Here is an 11,721-nt window from a genome sequence, read left to right as displayed (position 1 = left end):
GCATCCCCATATGACAAAGCGGATAGCGCCGGTCCGCTTTTTCAGCGCAGGCCGCGGCGGAACTGGTCGGGCGTGCCGCCGCTTTGCCGGCGAAACATGGCGATGAAAGCGGAAGCCGTGCTGTAGCCCAGTTCCAGCGCGATCGCCTGCACGGTGTCGCCCCGTTCCAGCAGGGGCAGAGCGGCCAGGAAGCGCTGGCGCTGGCGCCATTCGCCAAACGGCATGCCCAGTTCACGCTGGCAGCGGCGCGCCAGCGTGCGCTCGGTCACGTGCAATTGCGCAGCCCAGTCGGCCAGTGAGCGGTTACTGCCGGGCTCCGCCTGCAGGGCCGCCAGCAGCGCCGCGATGACGGGCTCGTCGCTGCCAGGCAGGTAGTTGCGGCTGCACGGCGCCAGCTGCAGCTGGTCGACCAGCACCTGCGCCAGGCGCTGGTCGGCTTCGGTAGCGGGCGTGGTGACGTGGCGCTCGGCAAAGTCGCCGAGTATTGCTTTGAGCAAGGGGCTCAATACCAGCGCGCATGGCTGGGCGGGCAGCTGCGCGCACAGGCTGGCGTCGATGTAGGCCGAGTGAAACACGACATCCTGGCGGATATAGCCGTCGTGCAAAGTCTCGGGCGGTATCCACACGGCGTACTGGGGCGGCGACAGGTAGCGCTGGCCCGCGACCATGATTTCCATCACGCCCGTGGAGCAATAGGTGAGCTGTCCCCAAGGATGGCTCTGGTAATCGAATTGCTGGTGCGCGCGGTAATCGTCGAGGCGGAAATACACGGGATAGGGCAGGGCGTCGGAAACGGCGGGGAAATGCTGGTTGCTGGCCATGGTGTCTTTGTCCTGTTCTTCGCATCGATTGTCCGCTATGCATTATATCCATGGAATCGGACCGTGCGAAAATGGCGGTCTTGAATACTGGAGTACGCCGCATGCAAGTGAAGCACTATCTGTTACCCGTGATCGCCGTGCTGATCTGGGCCATCAATACCATTGTCAGCAAGATGGCCGTGGGCGTGATCGATCCGGCCGCCATCTCGTTTTACCGCTGGCTGCTGGCCGGCGTGCTGCTGGCGCTCGTGTTTGCCCGTCCCGTGTGGAAGCAGCGGGCCGTGGTGCGACCGTATCTGGGCAAACTGTTTGTGCTGGGTATGTTGGGCATGGTCATGTACCAGTGCCTCGCCTACATCGCCGCGCAAACGACGACGGCCACCAATATGGGCATTCTGGCGTCCATGATGCCGCTGCTGGCCGTGGGCCTGTCCGTGCTGCTGCTCGGTGAGGCGCCCACCGTGGGCGGCGTGTTTGGCGGCCTCGTGTCGCTGCTGGGACTCGCTTACTTGCTCAGCCATGGCGACCCGGCCGCCCTGCTGGGCCATGGCGCGGCCGTGGGCGACGCGCTGATGCTGCTGGCCTGCCTGTCGTATGCGGGCTATGGCGTGCTGCTCAAGCGCTGGAAAATCCCCCTGAATAACTGGCATTCGCTGCTGATACAGGTCTGGTGCGCCGTGCCCGTGCTGTTCGTGTATTACCTGAGCCAGTCCGCGCCGCCAGTCACCAGCGCCGGCCTGCCGCTGGTGCTGTTTGCCGGCATTCCCGCCTCCATCATCGCGCCGTTTTTGTGGATGCATGGCCTGGCCAAGCTGGGACCGAGCCGCGCGACGACCTTGATGAACTTGCTGCCCGTATTCACGGTGATCATCGCCATGCTGTTCCTCGGCGAAACCTTGCACAGCTACGATGTCATCGGCGGCGGCGTGACCCTGCTGGGCGTGGTGATGGTGCAGTATCTGAAACGTCCGCTGCGCCGCGCCAGCACCTAGTTTTTTTGCTATGCTGGTGTTTTGAACAAGGAGGCACCATGCCCAGCATCGATACTCTGTTGAGTGAACTCGAAGCATTCGGTAACACCAATGATGCGGTGCACACGGCGCGCGCCAGCCGCATGCTCAACATCACGCGCGACACGGGCGAATTGCTGGCCGTGATGGTGCACGCGCGCGGCGCCCGGCGGGTGCTGGAAATCGGCACCTCGAACGGCTATTCCACCTTGTGGCTGGCGCGCGCCGTGCAGGCGCTGGGTGGCAAGGTAGTGACGGTGGAAAAGGCGCAGGACAAGTTCGACATGGCGCACGACAACTTTGTACGCGCGCAATTGCAGGGCGTGATCGGCCAGCTGCTGGCGGACGCGGGCGACGTGCTGCGCGATGCGGCGGACGGCGCCTACGATTTCATCTTCCTCGATTCTGCGCGCCAGCAATACGCGCAATGGTGGCCGCAGCTGGACCGTGCGCTGGCGGCCGGCGGCGTGCTGGTGGTCGACAACGCCAGTTCGCACTACGCGGACATGGCCGGCTTCATCGAAGCCATCCGCGCCGACAGCCGCTACACGACCTGCCTGGCGACGGTCGGCAAGGGCGAATTCATCGCCGTCAAGGCGGGCAACTAGTTATTCAGCAACGATAGCCGCTTCCAGCACGCGCACCAAGGATTCGACGCCTTGCGCGTCGACGTCGTCGAAACGGCCAATCAACGGGCTGTCGAGGTCGAACACGCCGATGATCTGGCCGTGCGCAAACACGGGCACCACCAGTTCCGAGCGGGAATTGACGTCGCAGGCGATGTGGCCGGGAAACGCATGCACATCCTGCACGACGATGGACCTGCCTTCGACCACCGTGGTGCCGCACACGCCGCGGCCCTTCTTGATGCGGATGCAAGCGGGCTTGCCCTGGAACGGTCCCAGCACCAGCTCATCACCCTTGAGGAAATAAAAGCCGGCCCAGTTGAGGCCCGGCATGGTGTTGAAGACCAGCGAACTGAAGTTGGCCGTATTGGCGATGAAGTCGGTCTCGCCCGACAGCAAGCCTTGCAGCTGCGCGCGCAAGTCCGCATACATGGCTTGTTTGGCGGCGGGGGTATCGGTGCCGTAGGCGGCGTCGCTGATGGTAAACGTCATGGTCGTGGTGGCGCTTGAAAATGGGGAAGGCAACATGGTAGCGCGTCTGGCGCATCCGCGCGCGGCCGTCACTGTTTCAGATATTCCTGCGCCAGCTGGCGCAGCAGGGGCAGGGCCGCATGGCCGGTATCAGCCTGCCAGGCCAGGCCGATGCCGGCCGCCAATTCCTCGCCTTCCGCCAATAGCCGATAGGCCACGCCGTCCATGCGCAGCGCGCGGAACGAGTCTGCCAGCAGCGCCATGCCCTTGCCTGCGGCCACGTCGCCGAGCAGCACATGGTGGTCGGGTGCTTCGCGCAGGAAATGCGGCGCGAAATCATGCCGGCGAAATACTTGCTGACAATGGTCGAAGAAGGCGGGCTGGCGCGCCCGTTCGAACCAGTAGACGGATTCCTGGGCGATATCAAGCAGGCTGAGCTTGCGCTTCTTCGCCAGCCGGTGCCCGGCGGGCAGGGCCAGCATCATGGGCTGGCGCGCCAGCGGCTGCACGGCCAGTTCGAACGTGGCGCTGGGCAAGGCAAGCAGGGCCGCATCGAGCTGGCCCTTGCGCACGGCGGCGACCAGGCGCGGCGACGGGGCCGCCGTCAATTCCAGGCGGACATTGCCCAGTTGCTCCTCCAGTGCCGCCAGCAAAGGACGGAACAGGCCGGCCGCCACGGAACTGGTCAAGCCCAGACGCAGGCGCGCGGGTGCGCTGTCTTGCCGCAGCGATTGCTGTGCAATATCGAGCAAATCGAGGATGTGCAGCGCCTGCGGCAACAGGGTACGGCCCGCTTGCGTCAAGGCCACGCCTTGCGTGTCACGCTCGAACAGGCGCGCGCCCAGCTTGTCTTCCAGCCCCTTGATGGCGCGCGACAATGGCGGCTGGGTCATGTGCAATTGCTCCGCCGCCTGGCGGAAGTTCAGGCAGCGGGCGACGGCGCAAAACAGGGTCAGGGCATGGGTATCGAGGGCTCTCATACCAGAAAGATATCACGAAATCGGGCATTCCCATGCGAGCCGGCGCGACCCAGACTGGCGGCATCGAGTCAACAACTGAGGAGAGCAGCATGCAACAGCGACGCATCGGCAATAGCGGTTTGACCAGTTCGGCATTGGGCCTGGGCTGCATGGGCATGTCGGAATTCTATGGCGCCACGGACGAGGCGCAATCCCTGGCCACGCTGGAAGCGGCCCTGGCGGCGGGCGTGACCCTGTTCGACACGGCCGACGCCTACGGTTTCGGCCACAACGAGCAGTTGCTGGGGCGCTTTTTGGCCAGCCATCGCGGCCAGGCCCTGGTCGCCACCAAGTGCGGCCTGGCGCGCGAGGCGGGCAGTTATGCGCGCCGCGTCGACAATTCCTCCGCCTACATCCGCCAGGCGTGCGAAGCGTCGCTGGCGCGCCTGGGCGTGGAGCGCATCGACCTGTTCTATCTGCACCGCCTGAACCTCGAGACGCCACTGGAAGAGTCGATGGGCGCGTTGGCGCAACTGCGGCAAGAGGGCAAGATCCGCGCCGTGGGCCTGTGCGAAGTGAGCGCCGCCACCTTGCGGCGCGCGGCGGCCATCTGCCCCGTGGCGGCCGTGCAGAGCGAATACTCGCTGTGGACGCGCGAACCGGAGCAGGGCGTGCTGGCCGCCTGCCGCGACGTGGGCGCCAGCTTCTTTGCCTACAGTCCGTTGGGCCGGGGATTTTTGACGGGCGCCATTGCCGATGCGGCCAGCCTCGACGCGGGCGACTTTCGGCAGTTCAATCCCCGCTTCGCCGCCGAGAACCTGGCGCGCAACCAGGCCATCGTCGCGCAGGTCAAGGACATCGCCCGCGCAAAAGGCTGCACGCCGGCTCAGCTGGCGCTGGCCTGGCTGCTGGCGCAAGGCGACGACATCATTCCCATTCCAGGCACCAAGCGCATCGCGTATTTGCACGACAACCTTGGCGCGCTGGCCGTGCGGCTGGACGGGGCGGAACTGGCGGCGATGAACGCGGCCTTTCCCTTGGGCATGGCGGCCGGCGCGCGCTATACGAAGGAAGGCATGAAGGGCGTGGATGCCTGAAAAAAACGCGTGAGTGTACGCCAGCGTACCTAAATGAAACTTTCTCTGCAGGATAATCGCCGGCGATCTGCTAGCATTTGGCAGTGACTGCGCGGTGCGCATTGCACCGTGTTCAACGGTCAGGTATCCGATGAGGTGGATGTTGTTAGATGACGATATTTTCGATATAGAACTGAAGTTATTGCTTGAGGGAATACTGCTGCGCTATCAGCACGATTTCCGCGATTATTCCGTGGCGTCCCTGCGCCGGCGCATGCGCCAGGCCATGGAGCGCTTCGGCTGCGCCAGCCTGTCGCAATTGCAGGATCGCATCTTGCACGAACCGGCCATGTTCGCGCAGATGCTGCAGTTTTTCACGGTGCAAGTGAGCGAGATGTTCCGCGATCCCGCGTATTTTCGTGCCCTGCGCGAAAAAGTCGTGCCCATCCTGCACACCTATCCCTCGATCAAGATCTGGGTGGCCGGCTGCAGCAGCGGCGAAGAGGTATGGTCGCTGGCCATCTTGCTGGAAGAAGAGGGCTTGCTCGAGCGCAGCATGATTTATGCGACCGACATCAACGTGGAAGCGCTGGCCGCCGCCGAAGCGGGTATTTATCCCATCGAGCGCATCGCCCAGTTCAGCGAGAATTACCAGCTGGCGGGCGGCAAGCGTTCGCTGTCCGATTATTACACGGCCGCCTACAAGGGCGCCATCTTTGACCGGCGCTTGCGGCGCCAGTTCGTCTTCGCCGACCACAGCCTGGCGACGGACAGCGTGTTTTCGGAGGTGCACATGGTTTCCTGCCGTAACGTCATGATTTACTTCAATAAAGACTTGCAAGACCGCAGTCTGGGCCTGTTCCACGAAGCGCTGGTGAACCGGGGCTTCCTGGGCCTGGGCATGAAGGAAAGCCTGCATTTCAGCCGCCATGCGGACAGCTTCAACGAGCTGAGCCCGGCCGAACGCATCTTCCAGCGTGCCTGACATGCTGCCAAGCTGCGACGTCGCGCCTCCGCCCGCCGGCCTGCGCCTGATCGCCATCGGCGCCTCGGCCGGCGGCGTGGAAGCGCTGGGCATTGTGCTGCGCGCCTTGCCTGCCACCTGCCGCGCGGCCGTCGTGGTGGTGTTGCATCTGGCGCCGGGCCGCTCGAGCCAGTTGCCGCATCTGTACGCGGCGCGCTGCGCGCTGCCCTTGCGCGAAGCGCAGGACAAGGAGCCGCTGCAGGCGGGCACCGTGTATTTCGCCCCGCCCGACTACCACCTGCAAGTCGAGCCCGATGGCTGCTTTTCCCTGTCGCAGGAAGCGCCCGTGTATTTTTCGCGCCCTTCCATCGATGTCTTGCTGGAAACGGCTGCGTACGCTTACCGGCGCGCCATGCTGGCCATTATCCTGACGGGTGCCTCGGCCGACGGTGCGGCGGGCCTGGCCCGCGTGCGGCAGCTGGGCGGCAGTGCCTGGGTGCAAGACCCGCAGCGGGCCAGTTGTGGCATCATGCCGGCGGCCGCGCTCAAGCTGGCGGGCGCCGACCGCGTGCTTGATTTGCCGCAAATGGCCGCCAGCCTGGCATTGCTCGGCGATGGCGAACACAAGTGAATGAGAGTGGTGTAGTGCGTGTAATATATGTGAGAATTGAAACAATGTTGATGTTTATATCGAAACACGATGGCATCTTGCCGTTGCGATGCCTGAAGATGATTCCGTGACCGCACCTATCCATATCCTCGTCGTTGACGACATCGCGCAAAACCTGGTCGCCGCCGAAGCCGTGCTGGCACGGCCCGGTATTGTGATCCTGAAGGCAAGCTCGGGCGCGCAAGCGCTGGAATTGTTGTTGACACATGAAGTGGCGCTGGCCCTGATCGACGTGCAAATGCCGCACATGGATGGTTTCGAGCTGGCCGAGCTGATACGCGGCAGCGAGCGCACGCGCAGCATTCCCCTGATTTTCCTGACGGCGGCATCGCGCGAACCGAGCTACAGCTTCCGCGGCTACGAGGCGGGCGCCGTCGATTTCCTCTACAAGCCCATCGACGTGAAAGCCTTGCAAAGCAAGGTGGCCGTGCTGGTCCAGCTGTACCAGCAGAAACGCGAATTGTCGGCCCAGCTCGACGAGCTCAAGCACGCATTGCACCTGAACGAACTGTTCACGGCCGTGCTGGGCCACGACTTGCGCACGCCCTTGTCGGTGGTGATGAATGGCGCCATGCTGTTGCCGATGATGAGCGACCACCCGAAGGTGATCGTCACGGCGCAGCGCATCGAAAGTAGCGCCAAGCGCATGGGGCGCATGGTCGACCAGTTGCTGGACCTGGCGCGCATCCGTTCCGGCACGATGGAGTTGCGCAGCAGCACGCACGATTACCTGGCGCTGGCGCGCGCCATCGTCGAGGAATTCGAGACGGCGGGCCAGGCCCCGCTGGTCGAGGTCAGCAGCGTGGGTAATCTGCACGGGCAATGCGATGCGGGCTTGCTATCGCAAGTCATCTCGAATCTGTTAAACAATGCCATCACGCATGGCGAGCCGGGCACGCCCGTGCAACTGGCCCTCGATGGACGGGCCGCCGACCATATCGAGTTGCGCATCGCCAATCGCGGCGTCATCCCTACCGCTTTGCTGCCGACCCTGTTCGAGCCGTTCCAGCAGGCGGGCGAGAAGCGCCGGACGGGGCAGGGCCTGGGGCTGGGCTTGTACACGGTCAACATGTTCGTCAAGGCCCACGGGGGCACGGTCGAGATCAGTTCGACGGCCGCGCAGGGCACGCTGGCGACCGTGCGCATACCGCGCCAGTGCCAGGTGCGCGTGCAAGCGGGATTGGTTACATGAGCGCGCCAGCCTGGCCGCGCGGCGGCGGCAACATGGGCGAGCTGGTGCGCCAGCGCGACTGGTCCGCCACCAGCCTGGGCGCCTTCGATGGCTGGCCCGCCAATTTGCGCACCAGCGTCGACATCGTGCTCAACTCGCCGATGGCGATGGTGCTGATGTGGGGCCCGCAGCACGTGATGATTTACAACGACGATTACATCCAGATTGCAGGCGAGCGCCATCCAGAAGCGCTGGGCGGCACGGTGCCGGCCGTCTGGCCCGAAATCTGGGACTGGAACGCGCGCATCCTCGAAGCGGGACTGCGTGGCGAGACGCAGGTGCACCGCGAATGCTGTCTGCCGCTGTTGCGCGATGGCCAGCGTGCTGACGTCTGTTTCGACCTGTATTACACGCCCGTGCATGGCGCCGATGGCCAGGTCGATGGCGTGCTGTGCACGGCACTGGAATTGACGGCGCGCATGGAAGAGGGGCGCCAGCTGAAGCTGGCCACGGCCGAGCTGGGCGAACTCAACACCATATTGCAGGCCGAGAGCGAGGCCGTGCGCGCGGCCAACCGCCGCCTGGGCGAGGAACGCGCGCTGCTGCGGGCCCTGTTCCAGCAGGCGCCCAGTTTCATGGCCATGCTGCGCGGGCCGCGGCACGTGTTCGAGCTGGCGAATGAACATTATCTGCGCCTGGTCGGTCACCGCGATCTGCTGGGCAAGACAGTCGAAGCAGCCTTGCCTGAAGTCAAGGAACAAGGTTTCATCGAGCTGCTCGACCAGGTCTACCGCACGGGAGAACCGTACGAGGGACGCCAGGTGAAGGTGGATTTGCAGACGGCGGACGGGCAGACGGGCCAGTGCCAGATCGACTTCGTCTACCAGCCCATCAAGGATGACGAGGGCGCGGTCACGGGCATCCTCGTCGAAGGCATCGACGTCACCGAACGCATGGAAGGCGAGGAGCGCTTGCGCCTGGCCCAGCAGGCGGGCGGCATCGGCACCTTCGAATGGTTCCCCGAGACGGGCGCGATGCTGGTGTCGCCCACCTTCCGCCGCCTGTGGGGCATTGCCGACGAGGAAGAAGTAACGGAACGCTTGCTGGTGAGCCTGGTCGATGCGCGCGACCAGCAAAAGGTCGGGCCGAGCAAGCTTGCTGTGGCGCCCAATCCCCTCGAATACGTGGAGTACCGCATCCGCCGCCCCGCCGATGGCGCGCTGCGCTGGATCGCGCGCCAGGGCGAGGTGGTGGCAGGCCGCGTGCCGGGCCAGCGCCGCTACGTGGGCGTGTCGTTCGACGTGACGGAGCGGCGCCAGATCGAGGATGAACTGAACGCCAGCCAGGAGCGCATGGCGGCCATTTTCGGCCAGGCCTCGGTGGGCTTGTCCGAGCTGGGCCTCGACGGCAGTTTCCAGAGGGTCAACGGCGCCCTGTGCCGCATGCTGGGCCGCTCGGCCGAAGAGTTGCTGAGCCTGAACATGAACGACATCATGCATCCGGCGGACGTGCCCGGCAACAGCGTGCTGTTCCAGCGCCTGGTGGAAACGGGCGAATCGTTCTCGCTGGAAAAACGCTACCTGAAGCCCGATGGCTCGCAAGTGTGGGTGTCGAGCAATGTCAGCCGCCTGGTCGATGAGCAGGGACAGACGCGTTCCTTGATCGCCGTCAAGACGGACATCACGGACCGGCGCCGCGTGGAAAAAGCGCTGCATGAATTGAACGAAACGCTTGAGCACCGGGTCGAACAGGAAGTCAATGAGCGCACGAAGGCGGAAGACGCCTTGCGCCAGGCGCAAAAGATGGAAGCCGTGGGCCAGCTGACGGGCGGCATCGCGCACGATTTCAATAATGTGCTGCAAATCATTTCCGGCAATTTGCATTTGCTGCAGCATTTGGCTGGCACGGATGGCGTCATGCGCCAGCGTCTCGATACGGCGATTGCCGCCGTCGAGCGGGGCGCCAAGCTGTCGTCGCATTTGCTGGCGTTTGCCCGGCGCCAGCCTTTGCAACCGGTGGTGGCCGACCTGGCGCGCGTGGTGCGCAACATGGATGCGCTGCTGCGGCGCGCGCTGGGCGAAGCGATCGACATCGTGCTGGTGGGTGGTGGCGGGCTGTGGAATACCCTGGTCGACCGTGGCCAGATCGAGAATGTCATCCTGAACCTGGCCATCAATGCGCGCGACGCCATGGATGGCGTGGGCAAGCTGACCATCGAGCTGGGCAACGTCGTGCTCGACGAACAGTATGTGCACAACCTGGTCGACGTGCCTGCCGGCCAGTACGTGATGCTGTCAGTGACGGATACGGGCCGCGGCATGAGCGGTTCCGTGCTGCAGCGCGCGTTCGAACCGTTTTTCACCACCAAGCCGGAAGGCGCGGGCACGGGCCTGGGCCTGTCGATGGCGTATGGCTTTGTCACGCAAAGCCGTGGCCATATCCGCATTTACAGTGAACCTGGCGTGGGTACGGGAGTCAAAATCTATTTGCCCCGTTCCCTGATGGCGGAAGCGGACGAGGAGCTGGAACTGAGCGGCGTCGTCACGGGCGGCACGGAAACGGTGCTCGTGGTGGAAGATGACGTGGGCGTGCGCACGACCGTGGTCGACATGCTCGGTGCGCTCGGCTACAAGGTGCTCAAGGCCGAGGATGGCGAAAGCGCGCTGGCCGTGCTGCACAGCGGTGCGCAGATCGATTTGCTGTTTACGGACGTGATCATGCCCGGTCCCGTCAGCAGCACGGAGATGGCGCGCCAGGCGCGCGAGTTGCAGCCCGATATCGCCGTCTTGTTTACGTCGGGCTACGCGCAGGATGTCATCGTGCACGAGGGCAGACTCGACGCGGGAGTTGAATTGCTCAGCAAACCGTACCGGCGCGAAGAGCTGGCGCGCAAGCTGCGCCATGTGCTGGCCAACCGCCAGCAGCAAATGCGCGCGCGCCAGTTTGAACGGTCCGGCGCACCGGTGGCCGGCACGCAAGCGGGTGGCGGCCTGGCGGCCAGCCTGCTGGCAGGCGGCACGCCGGGGCTGGACTTGACGGGGCATGCGCCAGAACCTCAGGGGGACATGCCGACATCGATGAAAATACTCGTGGTGGAAGACAATCTCGATTCGCAGCTGATGGTGTGTGAACTGGTGGGCATGCTGGGCCACACGGTCAGCGGCGTGTCCGATGGCGAGGCGGCGTGGAAACTGCTCAACGAGCAAGACTTCGATATCCTGTTTACGGATGTCAGCCTGCCCGGCATGTCCGGCATCGCGCTGGCGCGCATGGTGCTGCGCGACAAACCGGGCATGCGCATTATCTTTTCCACGGGCTATGGCAAGGAGTCGATGGATGAACTGGGCTTTTCCGCCAGCGTCTTGCGCAAGCCCTATGATTTGCTGGAGTTGCAAGCGGCACTCGACCAACCCTGACAGGCACGCGCTCCCACGGCTTGCCCGTCTCACCCTGCAGAGGCAAATGGATGACTCCTGAACTGACGATGCTGGCCTGTACCCTCGTGCTGGCGCTGGTGCAAATCCTCCTGCCCGCGCTGTTCCGCACGCGCGAAACGGGCACGGCCTATAACGTGAGCGCGCGCGACGGCGACGGGCCGCCCGTGGGCAAGATCACGGGCCGCTTGCGGCGGGCCCAGGCGAACCTGTTCGAAACCCTGCCCCTGTTCGCCGCCGCCGTGCTGATCGCCCACGTGACGGCGCAGGAAAGCGCGCTGACCCTGTACGGCGCCGCCCTGTACCTGGCCGCGCGCGTGCTGTACCTGCCCCTGTACGCGTTTGGCGTGCCCGTCGTGCGCACGCTCGTGTGGTGCGTGTCGATTGCCGGTTTGTTGATGCTGTTCTGGGCCATCCTGTTTGCTTCCTGAATTCCTACGCCAGCTGTGGCGCCCGTCCTATGGCGGTGCGCCAGACCCGGCCGTAAAGTAACTCACCTTGGCGCAGGGGCGCCGGTAT

At 64.4% G+C, this 11,721-nt stretch carries 11 protein-coding genes; 8 read left to right on the top strand and 3 right to left on the bottom strand.

The genetic code is table 11. The features are described from left to right. Positions 1 to 41: 41 nt before the first annotated feature. Positions 42 to 821 carry an AraC family transcriptional regulator gene (locus MRBLMS1_RS07230; RefSeq protein WP_128142300.1) on the bottom strand — a complete coding sequence of 260 codons (780 nt, stop codon included), beginning with the start codon at positions 819 to 821 and terminating at the stop codon, positions 42 to 44. Positions 822 to 922: 101 nt separating this feature from the next. On the opposite strand from MRBLMS1_RS07230, the gene MRBLMS1_RS07225 reads away from it, so the two are divergent. Together MRBLMS1_RS07225 and MRBLMS1_RS07220 are read left to right on the top strand one after the other, a co-directional pair. Then, a complete protein-coding gene (locus tag MRBLMS1_RS07225) occupies positions 923 to 1,813 on the top strand; it encodes a DMT family transporter (RefSeq protein WP_128142301.1) in 891 nt (296 codons plus the stop codon). Between the two features lie 38 nt (positions 1,814 to 1,851). Next, a complete protein-coding gene (locus MRBLMS1_RS07220) occupies positions 1,852 to 2,439 on the top strand; it encodes an O-methyltransferase (protein ID WP_128142302.1) in 588 nt (195 codons plus the stop codon). Here the strand turns inward: MRBLMS1_RS07220 and MRBLMS1_RS07215 are convergent, their stop codons facing one another. Further along, positions 2,440 to 2,949, bottom strand: a complete 510-nt coding sequence (locus MRBLMS1_RS07215; protein ID WP_485878998.1) for a GAF domain-containing protein — start codon at positions 2,947 to 2,949, stop codon at positions 2,440 to 2,442. It lies immediately after the preceding gene. 68 nt (positions 2,950 to 3,017) lie between these two features. After that, positions 3,018 to 3,908, bottom strand: a complete 891-nt coding sequence (locus MRBLMS1_RS07210) for a LysR family transcriptional regulator (protein ID WP_485878599.1) — start codon at positions 3,906 to 3,908, stop codon at positions 3,018 to 3,020. An 89-nt stretch (positions 3,909 to 3,997) separates the two neighbouring features. On the opposite strand from MRBLMS1_RS07210, the gene MRBLMS1_RS07205 reads away from it, so the two are divergent. From MRBLMS1_RS07205 to MRBLMS1_RS07180, 6 genes are all read left to right on the top strand, one after another. After that, entirely contained in the window at positions 3,998 to 4,984 is a 987-nt protein-coding gene (locus MRBLMS1_RS07205; protein ID WP_485878598.1) for an aldo/keto reductase, read from the top strand. A 139-nt stretch (positions 4,985 to 5,123) separates the two neighbouring features. After that, positions 5,124 to 5,948, top strand: coding sequence for a CheR family methyltransferase (locus tag MRBLMS1_RS07200; RefSeq protein ID WP_200873008.1), 825 nt, complete (start codon positions 5,124 to 5,126; stop codon positions 5,946 to 5,948). Position 5,949: 1 nt separating this feature from the next. Next, complete coding sequence (locus tag MRBLMS1_RS07195; RefSeq protein WP_436480368.1) at positions 5,950 to 6,558, top strand: chemotaxis protein CheB; 609 nt, start codon at positions 5,950 to 5,952, stop codon at positions 6,556 to 6,558. Between the two features lie 106 nt (positions 6,559 to 6,664). Then, the gene (locus MRBLMS1_RS07190) at positions 6,665 to 7,789 is read left to right on the top strand and encodes a hybrid sensor histidine kinase/response regulator (RefSeq protein ID WP_181878039.1); all 1,125 of its coding nucleotides are present in this window, start codon (positions 6,665 to 6,667) and stop codon (positions 7,787 to 7,789) included. Next, entirely contained in the window at positions 7,786 to 11,184 is a 3,399-nt protein-coding gene (locus tag MRBLMS1_RS07185; protein ID WP_485878594.1) for a hybrid sensor histidine kinase/response regulator, read from the top strand. The genes MRBLMS1_RS07190 and MRBLMS1_RS07185 overlap by 4 nt, the downstream gene beginning before the upstream one ends. A 50-nt stretch (positions 11,185 to 11,234) precedes the next feature. Further along, positions 11,235 to 11,633, top strand: a complete 399-nt coding sequence (locus MRBLMS1_RS07180) for an MAPEG family protein (RefSeq protein ID WP_034750597.1) — start codon at positions 11,235 to 11,237, stop codon at positions 11,631 to 11,633. Positions 11,634 to 11,721: the final 88 nt, after the last annotated feature.

It is taken from the genome of Massilia sp. LMS1-1-1.1, from assembly GCF_040815535.1.
In the GTDB taxonomy this organism is placed as follows: domain Bacteria; phylum Pseudomonadota; class Gammaproteobacteria; order Burkholderiales; family Burkholderiaceae_D; genus Janthinobacterium; species Janthinobacterium aestuarii.
The sequence above is the reverse complement of the archived record's forward strand: the minus strand, read 5'-3'. Positions and strand labels throughout refer to the sequence as shown.